Below are 15,027 nucleotides of genomic sequence, written 5' to 3'. Positions count from 1 at the left end.
GACGGGGCCGCCGTGAGCGGTCCAGCGACGGCCTCCGGAGAAACGTGATGCTCGTTATAGTCGCCGCGTGATCTTCAAGCGTGTCGGCGACGGTCGCCCGTACCCCGACCCCGGGCTGAGTCCTCGTGACTGGGCGGCGATCGCCCCGCGCCCGGTCCGCCTGGACGCGCTGGTCACCACCAAGGACACCTTGCAGCTGGCCGCGCTGCTCGATGAGGACTCCACGTTCTACGGCGACCTGTTCGCCCACGTCGTGGAGTGGCGCGGCGAGCTCTACCTCGAGGACGGCCTGCATCGCGCGCTGCGCGCGGCACTGCGCCAGCGCAGCGTCCTGCACGCCCGGGTCCACGTGGTGCCCGAGTGAGCGCCGAGAGCGGCCTCTCCCCGCGCGGTCGCAGCGCGCTGACCCTCGGCGCGCTGATCCTGCTCCTGCTCGGCGGGGCGGCGTGGGGCTGGACCGCACTGACCTCGCCGCTGCCCCAGATCTCCGAGGAGGTCTGCGTCGACACCGAGATCGCGGCCGGCACCAAGATCTACCCCGACCAGGTCCTGGTCAGCGTGCTGAACGCCGGCACCCGCAACGGCCTGGCCGGTCGCACGATGCAGGAGTTCATCGACGCCGGCTTCGGCGAGGGCACCCGGGACAACGCGCCCCGGGGCACCGACGTCATCCGCGCGCAGATCTGGACCACCACGCCCCAGCACCCCGCCGTGCGCCTGGTCCGTTCGCGGCTCGGCGAGGCCAAGGTCGTCAAGCGCCGCACCACCGAGCCGGGCGTGGTGGTGGTGGTCGGGGACAAGTTCGACAACCTCGTCCCCGGGCGCAAGACCACCGTCGCCGTCGGCGACGTCACGGTCTGCAGCCCGCCGGTCCTCTAGCGCGCGGGCCGCTCGCGGGTGGCCTGGAACCACTGCGCCAATCGGCCATAGCGGCTCACCTGGCGCAGCCGGGACTCCGTGGCCTCGCGCTGCCGGCGCGGAGTGACCACCAGCAGGTCGTCGCCGTGGCGCAGCACCGTGCGCCGGTCCGGGACCAGCGTCTCGCCGTCGCGGATCACGATGGTCACCACCGCACCGCGGGGGAGGCGCAGCTCACCGATCTCGACGCCGTGCATCATCGAGGCCGGGCCGATGGTGACCTGCAGCAGGTCCGCGGCGATGCGCTCCAGGGGCGCGGCCTCGAGCTCCAGCTCGCGCGCCTCGGCTGGCCGCGCCACCCCGAGTCGCCGGGCGACGAACGGCAGCGTCGGGCCGGTCACCAGCGTGTAGACCACCACGAGCACGAAGACGATGTCGAAGAGCTGCTCGGCACCGCCGACGCCGTCGGCGAGCGGGATCGTGGTGAACACGATCGGCACCGCGCCGCGCAGGCCGGCCCAGGACAAGAACACCCCCTCCCGCCACGGCATCCGGCGCACCAGACCGCACACGAAGACCGAGACCGGGCGCGCCACGAACGTCAGCACCATCCCGGCGACCACCGCCAGCCAGACGGTCTCCCCGGTCAGCCGGTCCGGCTCGAGCAGCAGCCCGAGCATCACGAACAACCCGATCTGGGCGATCCAGGCAACTCCCTCGGAGAAGGACCGGGTCGCCTGACGGTGCGGCAGCTCGGCGTTGCCGAGCACCAGCGCCGCGACGTACACCGCGGCGAACCCGGAGGCGTGGACGGTGACCGCGACGCCGTAGGCCAGCACGGCCAGGCACAGCACCGCGATCGGGTAGAGGCCCGAGGCGGGCAATGCCGCGCGGCGCATCAGCCAGGCGCCACCGACGCCGACGCCGAGTCCGAACAGGACGCCGACGACGAGCTCGAAGGCGATCAGGGCGAGCATCGCCAGCACCCCGTGCTCCTCGGCCGCGCCCGAGGAGACGAGCACGATCAGCACGACGACCGGCGCGTCGTTGAGGCCCGACTCCGCCTCGAGCGCGCCGGTCAGGCGCGCCGGGAGCGGGAGCGCGCGCAGCACCGAGAAGACCGCCGCCGCGTCGGTGGCCGAGGTCGCAGCGCCGAGCAGCACCGCCACCTGCCAGGGCAGCCCGAGCAGGTAGTGCCCGGCGAGCGCGACGATGCTCACCGAGACCGCCACGCCCACGGTCGCCAGCGCGACCCCCAGCCCCATCGAGGGACGGATCGCGCGCCAGCTCGTGGTCAGCCCGCCCTCGGCCAGGATCAGGACCAGCGCCCCGAAGCCGAGCGCGTGGGCGAGCTCGGCGTCGGCCAGGTCGATCCCCAGGCCGGAGGCGCCGAGCAGCACCCCGAGCAGCAGGTACACCAGCAGGCTGGGCAGCCCGGCCCGGTGCGAGACGCGCACGGCCAGGACCGCCAGCAGGGTCACCGACGAGCCGATCAGCAAGAACAGGTCCAGCTCGCGGGCGTCGAACATGGCACCTCGGGGACTCGGCGGGAGTGCGGCCGATGCTAGCCGCCGACGCGGCCGGCCCCGTCGCGCGAAAGTGAAACTTGTTCTAGATTCCTCGCATGACGAGCGAGCCTGCGGGCACCCGGGTCCCCGACGTACTGTCCCCCGACGTCCTCGACGGCGCCGCGTCGTACGACGTGGTGGTGGTCGGCTTCGGCATCGCCGGCGGCTGCGCAGCCCTCGAGGCCGCGCGCGCCGGCGCACGCGTGCTGGTGCTGGAGCGAGCGGCGGTGCACGGCGGCACCTCGAGCATGTCCGGGGGGCACTTCTACCTCGGCGGCGGCACCGTCGTGCAGCGCGCGACCGGCCACGAGGACTCCCCCGACGCGATGTACGACTACCTGGTCGCGGTCTCCAAGGAGCCCGAGCACGACAAGATCCGCGCCTACTGCGACGGCTCGGTCGAGCACTGCGACTGGCTGGAGGCGCTCGGCTTCGAGTTCGAGCGCTCCTTCTATCCCGAGAAGGCGGTGATCCAGCCCGGCACCCAGGGCCTGATGTTCACCGGCAACGAGAAGGTCTGGCCGTTCCGCGAGCAGGTGCCGCCCGCCCCGCGCGGGCACAAGGTGCCGGTGCCCGGCGACACCGAGGGCACCAAGATGGTGATGGACCTGCTGCGCGACCGCCTCGAGGAGGCGGGCGTCGAGGTCCGCTACGAGACAGGCGCGACCAACCTGGTGCTCGACGCCACGGGCGCCGTCGTGGGCCTGGCCTGGCGCCGGTTCGAGGACACCGGGGTCGTGCGCGCCGGCGCCGTGGTGATCGCCGCCGGCGGCTTCGTGATGAACCCCGCGATGGTCGCGCGCTGGACCCCGCAGCTCGGCGAGAAGCTGTTCACCCTCGGCTCGACCTACGACGACGGCCTCGGCATCCGCCTCGGCGAGTCCGCCGGCGCCGAGCTCAAGCACATGAGCGAGCCGTTCATCACCGCGCCGTGCTACCCGCCGTCGCGGCTGCTGACCGGGGTGATCCTCAACCAGCGCGGCGAGCGCTTCGTCGCCGAGGACTCCTACCACTCCCGCACCTCGCAGTTCGTGATGGAGCAGCCCGGCTCCGCGGCGTACCTCATCGTCGACAGCGAGCACGTGGAGTACGCCAAGTACGCCCTGGTCCCGCTCATCGACGGCTACGAGACGCTCGCCGAGCTCGAGACCGCGCTGGACCTGCCGTCTGGGTCGGTCGCCGCGGCCCTGGCGCGCTACGACGAGCACGCCGCGCGCGGCGAGGACCCCGACTTCCACAAGGCCCCCGAGTGGCTGGCCCCGCAGTCGGTGGGGCCGTGGGCGGTCTTCGACCTGCGCCTGGGACACGCGATGTACGCCGGGTTCACCCTCGGCGGCCTGCGCACCACCGTCGACGGACAGGTGCAGCGCGCGGACGGCGCCGTCGTCCCCGGGCTGTACGCCGCCGGTGCCTGCGCCTCCAACATCGCCCAGGACGGCAAGGGCTACGCCTCGGGCACCCAGCTCGGCGAGGGCTCGTTCTTCGGACGGCGGGCAGGCCGGCACGCCGCGACGCGCACCGGGGTGCCTACAGTCGGGGCGTGACCTCCCTGAGCGACCGCTTCGCCGTGGCCAGCCGCGCCAACGTCCCGCCGTTCCACGTCATGGACCTGCTCGCCGCGTCGGCCGCGCGCCAGCGCACCCACGGCGACATGCTCAACCTGCTCGCCGGGCAGCCCAGCACCGGCGCGCCCGCCCCGGTCAACGCCGAGGCGATCCGGCTGCTGCAGTCCGGGGACCCGCTGGGCTACACCCCGGCCGCCGGCCTGCTCGAGCTGCGCGAGCGGATCGCCGCGCACCACGGGCGCACCCACGGCATCGAGGTCTCCCCCGACGAGGTCGTGGTCACGACCGGCTCCAGCGGCGGCTTCCTGCTGGCGTTCCTCGCGGCGTTCGAGGTCGGCGACAAGGTGGCGATGGCCCGGCCGGGCTACCCCTGCTACCGCAACGTGCTCAGCGCCCTGGGCTGCGAGGTCGTCGAGATCGCCACCGGCCCGGAGACCCGGTTCCAGCCCACCGTCGAGCAGGTCGCCGCGCTCGGCCCGGACATCAAGGGCCTGGTGGTGGCGAGCCCCGCCAATCCCACCGGCACGATGCTGCTGCCCGCCGAGCTCGCCGCGCTGGCGGCGTACTGCGAGGAGCACGGCATCCAGCTCATCTCCGATGAGATCTACCACGGCATCGAGTACGCCGAGCCCGGCGCGCACCTGGCCCGCTCGGCATGGGAGACCAGCCGCGAGGCGGTCGTGTTCTCCAGCTTCAGCAAGTACTTCTCGATGACCGGCTGGCGCATCGGCTGGATGCTGGTGCCGGACCGGCTGCGCCGCGCGGTCGACGTGCTCACCGGCAACTTCACGATCTGCCCGCCGGTGATCGCCCAGCGCGCCTGCCTGGCCGCCTTCGAGGAGGAGTCCTACGCCGAGCTGGACGGTCACGTGCGCCGCTACGCCGACAACCGCCGGCTGCTGCTCGACGGGCTCGCCGACCTCGGCGTCACCCGGCTCGCCCCGGCCGACGGCGCGTTCTACGCCTACGCCGACATCAGCCACCTCACCGACGACTCGATGGCCTTCACCCACGACGTGCTGCAGCGGGTCGGCGTCGCCATGGCCCCCGGCATCGACTTCGACACCGTCGACGGGCACCGCTCGGTGCGCTTCAGCTTCGCCGGCCCCGGTCACGAGATCGAGGAGGCGCTCGCCCGCCTGCGCCCCGTCTTCACCTGATCCTTCCACGAGTCGGCGCGTGTGGTTGCGCGAGTCGGCGCGTGTGGTTGCGCGAGTCGGCGCGTGTGGTTGCGCGAGTCGGCGCCAATGGCGGCGGGCGCGGCTCAGAGCAGGTCGTGGACGAACTCGGAGAGCTGGGTGAGGTTGCGGCACTCCACCATGTCCACGACCTCGCCGTACGCGCTGGCGGCCGAGTCGCCGGTGTCCCACTGCCGGCGGTGCTCGGGGTTGAGCCACCAGGCGTGCCGCGCCGAGCCGGCCATCTCGCGCAGCGCGCCCAGGGCGAGCTCGCCGTGGTTGGAGCGGGCGTCGCCGAGGATCAGCAGCGACGAGCGCGGACCGAGCGCGTCGGCGTGGTCCTCGGCGAACCGGGTGAACGCGCGGCCATAGCTGGTGCGCCCCCACAGCGCGGCGTACGACGCGCTGGCGGCCAGATCGGCCATCACCTCGGCCGGATCGGCCTGCGGGCGCAGGTGGTGGGTCACCTCGTGGACCTGGTCGACGAAGGTGAACGCGCGCAGGTTCTGGAACTGATCGCGCAGCGCGAGCACCAGCAGCAGCGTGAACTGCGCGAAGTTGGCGACCGACCCGCTCACGTCGCACAGGACCACCAGGTCGGTGCGGTGCGGCCGCTTGGGCTTGTGCCGGGTCTCCAGGGGTACGCCGCCGGTGGAGAGCGAGGCGCGCACGGTGCGCCGGAAGTCCAGCGGACCGCGGCGGTGCGCGTGGTGCTCCTGGGTCAGCCGGGTGGCGAGCCTGCGCGCCAGCGGGTGCACCTGGCGGCGCAGCTCGTCGAGGTCGGAGCGCCGGGCGGAGAGGAAGTCGAGCTGGTCGATGGTGGGCCGCACAGCGGTGCGCGCGACGTGGGCGGCCCCCTTCTCCTCGGCGGTACGCCGCCGCGCCTCGGCCTCCGCGGCCGCGGTGAAGGTGCCGATGCGGCGGGCGGCCGTGCGCTGCGCGCGCTCCTCGTCGCTCCCCCGGCCAGCAGCGCGCGGACCAGGCGCTCGACCAGCCGCTCAGGGGCGACCCGCTGGAGGGCGGCGTACGCCGACCAGCCGGGAGCCCCGCGCCCGGCCCCGGGCAGCCGGCCGAAGGTGCCGATCGCCTCGACGGCGAGCTCGGCGGCGGCCTCGGCCGCCGTCGCGTCCTCGGCGCCGGCCAGCGCGTCGACCAGCCGCTCGCGCAGCGACTCCAGTGCCGCCGCGCCGTCGCGGACCTGCCCGGTCGAGGCCTCGTCGGCGTGCGGCCCGTCGGCGTCGGCGCCCGCGTCGCCGGCGTACCCCTCCCCGACCAGCCGCGGGAACCACAGGTCGAAGACGGTGTCGAAGGTCGGCCGCTGCGCGCGCCGCTTGACCAGCGTCGCGGCGTACGCCTCGCGCACCAGCGCGCGGTCCTCCCAGGTCACCGCGGTCAGCGCGGCGACCGCGTCGAGGTCCTCGGCGAGGGAGACCGGCAGGCCCGCCCCGCGCAGCGCCTCGAGGAAGGAGAGGTGGCGGTCCAGGAGGCTCATCGCCGGAGCTTCAGCTCCCGCACGGCCCGCTCGGTGTCGGACACGTGCTTGAGCACCACGCCGAGCGTGGCGTCGACCGCCGCGTCGTCGAGGTCGTCGATCTCCAGCGCGAGCAGGGTGCGCGCCCAGTCGATCGACTCCGCGATCGAGGGCGCCTTGCGCAGCTCGAGGTCGCGCAGCCGGGCCACCACCTCGACCAGCTGGGTGGCGACGGCGTCGTCGAGGCCGGGCACCGCGGCGGTGATGATCTCGCGCTCGCGGGCGGCGTCGGGATAGTCCAGGTGCAGGAACAGGCAGCGGCGCTTGACCGCCTCGGACAGCTCGCGCGTCGCGTTGGAGGTCAGCACCACGAACGGGCGGCGTACGGCGCTGATCGTGCCCAGCTCGGGGATCGTCACCTGGAAGTCCGAGAGCACCTCGAGCAGCAGCCCCTCCACCTCGACGTCGGTCTTGTCGACCTCGTCGATGAGCAGCACCGTCGGCTCCGCGCGCCGGATCGCGCTCAGCAGCGGCCGGGTGAGCAGGAACTCCTCGGTGAAGATCTCGTCGTGGGTGCGGTCCCAGGACTGCTCACCGCTGCTGGCCTGGATCGCCAGCAGCTGCTTCTTGTAGTTCCACTCATACAGCGCCCGGGCCTCGTCGAGCCCCTCGTAGCACTGCAGCCGCACCAGCTCCGCGCCCGCCGCCCGGGCGACCGCCTTCGCCAGCTCGGTCTTGCCGACACCCGCCGGCCCCTCGATCAGCAGCGGCTTCTCCAGCGCCCCGGCGAGGTACGTCGTCGTACCGGTGGCGGCGTCGGCGAGGTAGCCCGCCTCCCCCAGGCGCTCGATCGCGTCGGCGGGCGAGGTGAACCAGGGTGCGGAAGCCATGCGGCCCATCCTGCCGCAGGGCAGGCGGGGTGGTGGGCCGATGGCGCGGGTCGTCCGTAACTGCGCAATTGCTGGGAAAAACACCTGCGGAAGCCGGCGAGGTCAATCGGTGGAAGCAACGGTCATGCTGCTGCCGGGTTGGCGAGCAGCTCGGCCAGCGCTTGGGCTGGGGTCCGTAGGTCCAGGGTAGGGCGGGGTCGCTTGTTCAGGGTCGCGGCGATGCGGGCGAGGTCGTCGGCACTGTGGGTTGAGAGGTCGCTGCCCTTCTCTAGCCAGAACCGGAGGAGTCGGTTGGTGTTCTCGTTCGACCCGCGCTGCCAGGGCGAGTGGGGGTCACAGAAGAAGACCGGCATCTCCAAGGCGGCCTCGACATCGCGGTAGTTAGCCAGCTCGCTGCCGCGGTCCCAGGTCAGCGAACGACGCAGATGCACCGGCAGCTGACCCATCTCGCGGATCATCGCCTGGGCCACTGACTCTGCGTCGTGGCGACCGGGCAGGTGCAGCAAGAGCACGAACCGCGTCGAGCGTTCGACCAGGGTCCCGACCGCGGAGCGGTTGCCGGCACCGAGGATCAGGTCACCCTCCCAGTGCCCGGGCACGGCCCGGTCAGCGACCTCGGCGGGGCGTTGGCTGATGGTGAAGGCCTCGCGGTACAGCCCTTTCCTGCGCCCGTCGGGGTCGGCGTGCGGCTTGCGTGCGCGGCGTTTGGTCAGCAGCTGCGCGGCCAGGTCCTTGCGCAGGCTCCCGCGGGTCTGGACATACAACGCCCGGTAGATCGTCTCGTGCGACACACGGGCCATCCTCGCTGCTGGATCGTGACCGGGGTGGGCGTGGCGCAGCATCGACGCGATCAGTCCTGGCGACCACCCGTCGTCCATCCAGGTCTCGATCCGACGACACAGCCCGGGGTTCTCGATCAGCTTGAACGCCTTGGGTCGGCGTCGCCGTTCGTGCGCGACACGATGCGCGATCGGGGCCCAGTAGGAGCCGTCGGGGCCGCGGTTGCGCGCGACCTCGCGAGAGACCACCGACTTGTCGCGCCCGATCAGTGTCGCGATCCGGGTCAACGCCCACCCTGCACGCAACCCTGCCGCGATCACCGCACGGTCCTCGCTGCTCAACGCCCGCCGTCGGCGTGGGCCTTCTTCGGGATTGCGTATCCCTGGCACTCCTACGGGAGCGCTTCCGGGCAGGCCACCGATCGCACCGAATTGGATGACTGGGCTCACAAGCCCCGAGGATCGCCACCAGTACGTCGCGGTTCGATGCGACACACCGACCCGATCCGCGGCAGCCTGCAGCGCGAACCCACCACAGACCAACGCGAAGAACTCCTCACGAACCTCGTACGGCACGTACCGCCTGCCCATCGCAACACCACCATCACTCGGCGTTGCTTCGACCGATGGACTCCGCCGCCCGGGACCGGTGCTTTTCCCAGCAATTGCGCGGAAAAACACCGCCCTCGGGCAGCCGGCAGCCGGGCACCGCCTCCTCAGAGCGTGCTGGCCACCCGCCAGGCGGAGTGGATCGCGCCCTGGATGTAGCCGACCTCGCCGGCGTCGCCGACCACCTCGACCTTGATCCCGCGGCGGGTGAGCTCGTCGGCGAGCGGGGCGCCGGAGGCCACCTCGGAGGCGACGACGACCAGGTCGGCCGGAGCGCCGAGGATCTCGCCGTCCTCGCCGACCCGGTAGCGCACCTCGGAGCCGGTGATCTCCACGACCCGAGCCCCGCGCACGGACGTGACACCGTGCTCACCGGCCCGTCGTACGGCGGTCCAGCGGCGCGGCATCGCCATCGGCAGGCCGAGCTGGGCGCCCTCCTCGAGGATCGTGACCCGCTTGCCGCGCTCGGCGAGGAACTCCGCGAGCTCGAGACCGACCAGCGAGCCGCCCATCACCACGACGTCGGAGCCGACCGGGAGGAAGCGGCGCGTCGCCTCGCGGATCAGCTCCGGGCTGCGGGTGACGCGCGTCAGCCGGCCGGCCGCGCCGGCGAGGCGGAGCAGGGGCTTGGTGCCGCCGGCGTCGCCGGCGTCGCCGCTGCCGGTGAGCAGCGCCCGCAGGCTGTCGCCGGTGTGCACGTGCGGCAGGTCCGCACCCGGTACGCCGGGGCGCCCGCGGTGCGCGCCGGTGGCCAGCACCACCGCATCCGGCGCCAGCGCCGCGATCGTCTCGGCGCTCGCGCGGTGCTTGAGCCGCACGTCGACGCCGAGGCGGCGCAGCTCATGGCCCTGCCAGTCCAGCAGCGGCCCGTTGGCGGGGGTGGTCAGCTGGGAGAACCACGCCGAGCCACCCAGCCGGTCGCCGGCCTCCAGCAGCGTCACCCGGTGCCCGCGCTCGCGCGCCACCCGGGCCGACTCCATCCCGCCGGGCCCGCCGCCGACGACCACCACGTGACGCGGCGTGGTCGCAGGCACCAGTTCGCCGGCCGCCTCGTCGCCGAGCGCCGGGTTGACCGCGCAGATCGGCGTACCGTCCCAGAAGTTCTGCTCCACGCAGACGTAGCAGTTGATGCACGGGCGCACCCGCGCCCGGTCGCCGGCGCGCAGTTTGTTCACCAGGTCGGGGTCGGCCAGCAGCTGGCGCCCCATCGCCACGAAGTCGGCGTCGCCGGCGGCCAGGATCTCCTCGCCCACCTCGGGCAGCACCCGCCCGACGGTGATCACCGGGATGCTCACGGCGTCCTTGACCGCGCGCGCGAAGGAGCGGTACGCCGCCACCTCGGCCGGCAGCGGGCCGTCGGTGAAGTTGCGGAACGGGTTGCGCGCCCAGCCGGTCACGTGGATGGCGTCGGCGCCGGCGGCCTCGAAGAGCAACGACGCGGCCACCGCCTCCTCGGTGCTGAGCGCGCCCTCCTCGCCGTACTCCTTGCCCGCCACGCGGACCAGGATCGCCAGGCCGTCGCCGACCTCGGCGCGCACGGCGGCGATCACCTCGCAGGCCAGCCGGGCGCGGTTCTCCAGCGCGCCGCCGTAGCGGTCGGTACGCCGGTTGTCGGCGCTGGCGAGGAAGCTGCCGAGCAGGTAGCCGTGCGCGGCGTGGATCTCGATAGCGTCGGCGCCCGAGGCGAGCACCCGGCGCGCGGCGCCGGCGAACTGCTCGACGGCCCAGGCCAGGTCGTCCTCGGTCGCCTCGTGGTAGCTCGGCTGGTTGCCCTCGTTGATCGCCGCCATCGCGACCAGCTCGTCGCGGGTGTTGTCGGCCAGCGCGCTCATGTCGCGCTCCACGCGCGGCTCCGAGGGCACCAGCATCGGGCGCCCGTCGGCGGTGTCGATGCGCGCGACCTTGCTGTGGTGGGTGGCCTGCACGCAGAGCAGCGACCCGGCGGCGTGCACCGCGTCGGCGAGCGCGGTGAGCCCGGGCAGGAACCGGTCGTCGGAGAGCCCGGGCTCCTTGCGGCTGGTCGCGCCGACCGGGTACGCCACCGCGCTGGCACCGGTGATGACCATCCCGACGCCGCCCTTCGCGCGCCGCGCGTAGTGGACGATGTCGCCCTCGTGGATCACCCCGTCCTCGCACAGGTTCATGTCCATCGCGGGCAGCAGCACCCGGTTGGGCAGCGTGATCGGGCCGATCCGGCCGGGGGCGAGGAGACGGGGGAACTCGGTCTGGGTGCGCACCGCGCCACGGTAGGAACCGCCTCGTCGCCGCGGGCCCACCGATCCCTGTGACCGGGACCACTCGCCCGACTGGATCGAGCGAGCGGTGGCCGGGATCAGGTCACCGGCCGCGCGCCCTCACGGTGCCGGGCCGCCAGCTCGACGTAGTACGGCGCGTTGCCGGCGACCATCCTGGCCGCCGGGGTGCCCTCGATCGAGCGCAGCACCCGGGCCGGGGTGCCACCGACCACGACCCCGTCGCCGACGGTGGTCCCCGGGGTGACGACCGCGCCCGCCGCGACCAGGGTGCCCGCGCCGACCCGGGCGCCGTCCAGCACGATCGCGCCGTTGCCGACCAGCGAACCCTCCCCGACCTCGGCGCAGTGGACCATGCAGGAGTGCCCGATGGTGCTGTGCGCGCCGATCACCAGCGACTCCCCCGGCCCGGCGTGCAGCACGGAGTTGTCCTGCACGTTGGCCCCGGCACCGATGACGATCGCCGCGACGTCACCGCGCAGCACCGCGCCGTACCAGACGCTCGCGCCCGCCTCCACCGTCACGTCGCCGATCAGCGTGGCGGTCGGGGCGATCCAGGCGTCGGGGTGCACGGAGGGGCGCTTGCCCTCGAACTCGATCAGGTTCACGGGCGTCACTGTGCCCGCCCCGCGCGACGGTCAACCCCGGACGCGCCGCGGCCGGGGAGCTCAGGCGCCGCGCGGGGCGTACATGATCACCGCGACGCCGACCAGGCAGACCAGCGCCCCGGCCACGTCGTACCGGTCGGGGCGGAAGCCGTCGACGAGCATCCCCCAGGCCAGGGACCCGGCGACGAAGACCCCGCCGTACGCCGCGAGCACGCGGCCGAAGTCGGCGTCCGGCTGCAGGGTGGCGACCAGTCCGTAGAGCCCGAGCGCGACGAAGCCGGCGCCGACCCACAGCAGGCCGCGCTGCTCGCGCACGCCCTGCCAGACCAGCCAGGCGCCGCCGATCTCGGCCACGGCAGCGAGCACGAAGAGCGGCAGCGAGCGCGCGATGTCCATGCGCGCATTGTGTCGCCTCAGGTCGTCGGGCGACTCAGTCGTGGGCGAAGGTGATCGACGGAAGGATCCGGCGCAGCCAGGTGGGGCAGTACCAGGCTGCCCACCCCCGGGGATCGTTCCCGGCGCGCACTAGCCTCCCCGGGTGGACGACCTGCTGCTCCGCACGCACGCCCCGGGCGTCGACCGGCTGGTCGCCGGCGCGGTGGTGCACGTGGAGGACCGCGTGCTCGTCGTACGCCGCTCGGCCGGCGACGACTTCCTTCCCGGCATCGAGGAGCTGCCCTCCGGCGGGTGCGAGGCGGGCGAGACGCTCGGCCAGGCGCTGGACCGCGAGCTGGCCGAGGAGATCGGCTGGTCCGGGCCGGTCCGCGTCGACCCGGCTTTCGTGGCGGAGTTCGACTACGTCAGCGGCAGCGGGGCTCGCGCGCGGCAGTACACCTTCGCCGTACCGCTCGGCGAGCAGATCATCCAGCTCTCGCCCGAGCACAGCAGCTGGCGGTGGCTCGGCCGCGGCGAGCTCGACCGGTCGGACCTCACCCACGAGACCCGGCGCGTGCTCGAGGAGTGGTGGGCAGGCCAGGACCGCTCGGCGCGCGGCTGACTTGCTCCGCCTTCTAGCGGGTCGGTCGGGGGCGGTGTCTTTCGGCGCAATTGCTGGGGAAAACACCTCTCGCCGCCCGCACGAGGTGCTTTTCCCAGCAATTGCGCGGTTACGTGCACCCCGCCGCGGTCAGCTCGAGAAGCGCGCGAGGAACCCCGAGTCGAGGTCGGCCTCGCTCACCTCGTAGTGATCGACGTGCCCGTCCTTCTCGGCGAGCAGGTCGTCGTCGCCCGGGTAGAAGACCGCGACCTCGGGGCGCTCGCCGGCGAACCGACGGACGTCGTCCATCGACTCCCACAGCGACAGCGTGACCACCTCGACGAGGTTGCCCACCGGGCGGCGCAGCACCAGCGCACCCAGGTTGCCGGGCGTGGAGCGGTAGCCACGGATGCCCGTGTCGCTCTGGTGCGCGAGGTAGGCCTCGGCGTCCTCGGGCCTCACGGCCCCTCGCCAACGGCGCAGGATCATGACCGCACTCCCCTCAACAGCCCGCACACCGGTGTCGGCAGCGGAGCTCTCAGGGCACCACAGGCCCGCACCCCCTGGCAACGGACCCGGCAGGACCACCCGAAATGCCGAAAGCCGCCCCGGTTCCCGATCTCTCGGGCCTGGGGCGGCTCTCTCACGACCTACGTCGTCTGGCGGTGGCGGTGGGATTTGAACCCACGGTGGGTTTAACCCCACACATCATTTCGAGTGATGCACCTTCGGCCGCTCGGACACGCCACCGCGGAGGAATGTACCGGAGGGTGGCGGAGCGGACGAAATCCGGTGCCCGGTCCGAGACGGGTCAGGGGGTCGGGGTGGCGGTGCGGGGGGAGGCCGTGCCGCTCGGCGTGCCGGAGGCGGACCCCTGCGGCGACCGAGCCGGTGACGAGCTGGGCGGTGAGGCCGGAGCGGCCGGCTTCGTAGACGTCGCGCTCGGCTCCTGCGTCGGCTCCTTCGTGGGCAGCGTGCTCGGTTGTTCGATGGGCGACTGGCTGGCCGGCGGGGACGCCTGCTGGCTCGGCTCCTGGGTGGGCGTCGCGGTGGGCGGGGTGCTCGAGGGAGCGCTCGGTGCCGGCTTGTCGCCCGGCGTCGGCTGCTCGCTCGGCGTGGGCTTGTCGCTCGGCGTCGGCTTGTCGCTCGGCGTCGGCTTGTCCGACGGCGTACCGGCCTTCGCGACCCTCACGGTGTGCGAGGCGGAGGTGCTGGCCTCGGCGAGCGGTCGGTCCACGAAGCGCCAGCGGTACGTCGTGGTCTGCTTGGGGCGCACCGTCGCGGCCGGGTCCAGCCCGGGGCCGACCTCGACCACCTCGACCTTCTCCCAGCCGCCGCCGGCGAGCTGGCGCTCCAGGATGACCGAGCCCCACGGCAGCGGCGCGCCGTCCTGGTCGCGCAGCGTGCCGGTGAGCCGCACCGCCTTGCCCGGTCGCGCCCGGGTCGGGCCGGAGATCGTGGTGGTGGTCGCCAGCCCCTCGAGGTCGTACGTCGTGACGGCGCCCGCCGGGCCGGACCGCAGCGCGTCGAGGGAGAACGGCTGCCCGTCGCAGCCGAAGCCGATGGTGAAGAAGGCCCCGCCGTCGCCGCCGCCACGCGCCGCGAAGGCGCGCACGCCCGTCGCGGAGGCCGGGCCACGCTCGAGGACCGCGCCGCTCGAAAGGTCGACGCGGGACCAGGTGTAGGAGGTGCGCATCGCGTCGATCTCCTGCCAGCCGCCCGCCGCTCGCAGGTCGGCGCGCCCCAGCCACATGACGTCGGTGCCGCGGTCGGCGCGGGTCTGGTATCCGGCGTAGGCGACCCCGCGGGCGCCCGCCGGGGCGTGGACGGAGACCGACGCCACGCTGGTCGCCCGCACAGAGGCGACGACGTGCATGGCACCGACCGCGTTGCCGCCGGCGAGGTCGTAGCCCAGGCTGCGCCGGCCGGCCGGCGGCTGGCCCGGGCCGAGGCCGACGTACGCCTGGGGCGTCTCGGCGCGCAGCGCACCGATCGACTCGCAGCCCACGTAGGACAGCCGGGTGGCCATCGGGTCCGGGAAGGCGGCGCCCCGCACCGTGACCGCGCCGTCAGCGCTCGCCGGCGGCGCGACCCACGCGGTGCACGCCAGCGTCAGCGCGGCGAGCGATGCCCCGGCGCTCACGGACCCGCGTCGAGAACGCCGCCAGGAGGTGAACCTGCCCTGGGAGCGTGTCGAGGATTTGCCGGTGAACGGAGCCGCCACCTGGCCAGTATGACCCCGGTCCAGACATCCGGAAGGTGAAATCTGGGGA

Annotated in this window: 15 protein-coding genes and 1 tRNA gene; 5 read left to right on the top strand and 11 right to left on the bottom strand. The window is 73.4% G+C overall.

The genetic code is table 11. The annotated features are described in order from the left end of the window. The first annotated feature begins 67 nt into the window (after positions 1-67). Together GFH29_RS01335 and GFH29_RS01330 are read left to right on the top strand one after the other, a co-directional pair. Positions 68-364 (top strand): type II toxin-antitoxin system VapB family antitoxin, encoded by a 297-nt coding sequence (locus GFH29_RS01335; protein ID WP_153321697.1) that lies wholly within the window; start codon positions 68-70, stop codon positions 362-364. After that, a complete protein-coding gene (locus GFH29_RS01330) occupies positions 361-879 on the top strand; it encodes a LytR C-terminal domain-containing protein (RefSeq protein WP_153337838.1) in 519 nt (172 codons plus the stop codon). Before GFH29_RS01335 ends, GFH29_RS01330 begins: the two co-directional genes overlap by 4 nt. Here the strand turns inward: GFH29_RS01330 and GFH29_RS01325 are convergent. Then, on the bottom strand, positions 876-2,387 hold the full coding sequence (locus GFH29_RS01325) for a potassium/proton antiporter (RefSeq protein WP_153321695.1): 1,512 nt from the start codon (positions 2,385-2,387) through the stop codon (positions 876-878). The genes GFH29_RS01330 and GFH29_RS01325 overlap by 4 nt on opposite strands. A gap of 95 nt (positions 2,388-2,482) precedes the next feature. On the opposite strand from GFH29_RS01325, the gene GFH29_RS01320 reads away from it, so the two are divergent. Continuing rightward, entirely contained in the window at positions 2,483-3,970 is a 1,488-nt protein-coding gene (locus GFH29_RS01320) for an FAD-binding protein (RefSeq protein WP_153321694.1), read from the top strand. Then, positions 3,967-5,151, top strand: coding sequence for an aminotransferase class I/II-fold pyridoxal phosphate-dependent enzyme (locus GFH29_RS01315; protein ID WP_228387688.1), 1,185 nt, complete (start codon positions 3,967-3,969; stop codon positions 5,149-5,151). Before GFH29_RS01320 ends, GFH29_RS01315 begins: the two co-directional genes overlap by 4 nt. 104 nt (positions 5,152-5,255) lie before the next feature. On the opposite strand, the gene GFH29_RS20580 is transcribed toward GFH29_RS01315, so the two are convergent. From GFH29_RS20580 to GFH29_RS01285, 7 genes are all read right to left on the bottom strand, one after another. Then, positions 5,256-5,999: a VWA domain-containing protein gene (locus GFH29_RS20580; protein WP_228387687.1), complete on the bottom strand. Its 744-nt coding sequence runs from the start codon at positions 5,997-5,999 to the stop codon at positions 5,256-5,258. Next, entirely contained in the window at positions 5,891-6,661 is a 771-nt protein-coding gene (locus GFH29_RS20575; protein WP_228387686.1) for a hypothetical protein, read from the bottom strand. Before GFH29_RS20575 ends, GFH29_RS20580 begins: the two co-directional genes overlap by 109 nt. Then, positions 6,658-7,530: an AAA family ATPase gene (locus tag GFH29_RS01305; protein ID WP_153321693.1), complete on the bottom strand. Its 873-nt coding sequence runs from the start codon at positions 7,528-7,530 to the stop codon at positions 6,658-6,660. The genes GFH29_RS20575 and GFH29_RS01305 overlap by 4 nt, the downstream gene beginning before the upstream one ends. A gap of 122 nt (positions 7,531-7,652) precedes the next feature. After that, entirely contained in the window at positions 7,653-8,651 is a 999-nt protein-coding gene (locus tag GFH29_RS01300) for an IS30 family transposase (RefSeq protein ID WP_267128520.1), read from the bottom strand. Between the two features lie 374 nt (positions 8,652-9,025). Further along, complete coding sequence (locus tag GFH29_RS01295) at positions 9,026-11,155, bottom strand: FAD-dependent oxidoreductase (protein ID WP_228387685.1); 2,130 nt, start codon at positions 11,153-11,155, stop codon at positions 9,026-9,028. 95 nt (positions 11,156-11,250) lie between these two features. Then, entirely contained in the window at positions 11,251-11,778 is a 528-nt protein-coding gene (locus GFH29_RS01290) for a gamma carbonic anhydrase family protein (protein ID WP_153321692.1), read from the bottom strand. 60 nt (positions 11,779-11,838) lie between these two features. Then, positions 11,839-12,174: a YnfA family protein gene (locus GFH29_RS01285; protein ID WP_153321691.1), complete on the bottom strand. Its 336-nt coding sequence runs from the start codon at positions 12,172-12,174 to the stop codon at positions 11,839-11,841. A gap of 142 nt (positions 12,175-12,316) precedes the next feature. Between GFH29_RS01285 and GFH29_RS01280 the strand changes: the two genes are divergently transcribed. Further along, entirely contained in the window at positions 12,317-12,775 is a 459-nt protein-coding gene (locus tag GFH29_RS01280) for an NUDIX hydrolase (protein ID WP_153321690.1), read from the top strand. Positions 12,776-12,904: 129 nt separating this feature from the next. Here the strand turns inward: GFH29_RS01280 and GFH29_RS01275 are convergent, their stop codons facing one another. The 3 genes from GFH29_RS01275 to GFH29_RS01265 form a co-directional block, all read right to left on the bottom strand. After that, the gene (locus GFH29_RS01275; RefSeq protein ID WP_153321689.1) at positions 12,905-13,216 is read right to left on the bottom strand and encodes a hypothetical protein; all 312 of its coding nucleotides are present in this window, start codon (positions 13,214-13,216) and stop codon (positions 12,905-12,907) included. 198 nt (positions 13,217-13,414) lie between these two features. Beyond that, positions 13,415-13,504: transfer RNA gene (locus tag GFH29_RS01270), tRNA-Ser, on the bottom strand. Between the two features lie 61 nt (positions 13,505-13,565). Further along, positions 13,566-14,897 carry a hypothetical protein gene (locus GFH29_RS01265; protein ID WP_153321688.1) on the bottom strand — a complete coding sequence of 444 codons (1,332 nt, stop codon included), beginning with the start codon at positions 14,895-14,897 and terminating at the stop codon, positions 13,566-13,568. Positions 14,898-15,027 lie beyond the last annotated feature (130 nt).

Origin of the sequence: Nocardioides sp. dk884 (genome assembly GCF_009557055.1) — a bacterium.
Classification (GTDB): domain Bacteria; phylum Actinomycetota; class Actinomycetes; order Propionibacteriales; family Nocardioidaceae; genus Nocardioides.
The sequence above is the reverse complement of the archived record's forward strand: the minus strand, read 5'-3'. Positions and strand labels throughout refer to the sequence as shown.

Bases quoted from the DNA above. Each gene is read 5' to 3' on its own strand.
- GFH29_RS01325 (WP_153321695.1), bottom strand. From the start codon at position 2,387: ATGTTCGACGCCCGCGAGCTGGACCTGTTCTTGCTGATCGGCTCGTCG.
- GFH29_RS01320 (WP_153321694.1), top strand. From the start codon at position 2,483: ATGACGAGCGAGCCTGCGGGCACCCGGGTCCCCGACGTACTGTCCCCC.
- GFH29_RS20575 (WP_228387686.1), bottom strand. From the start codon at position 6,661: ATGAGCCTCCTGGACCGCCACCTCTCCTTCCTCGAGGCGCTGCGCGGG.
- GFH29_RS01305 (WP_153321693.1), bottom strand. From the start codon at position 7,530: ATGGCTTCCGCACCCTGGTTCACCTCGCCCGCCGACGCGATCGAGCGC.
- GFH29_RS01285 (WP_153321691.1), bottom strand. From the start codon at position 12,174: ATGGACATCGCGCGCTCGCTGCCGCTCTTCGTGCTCGCTGCCGTGGCC.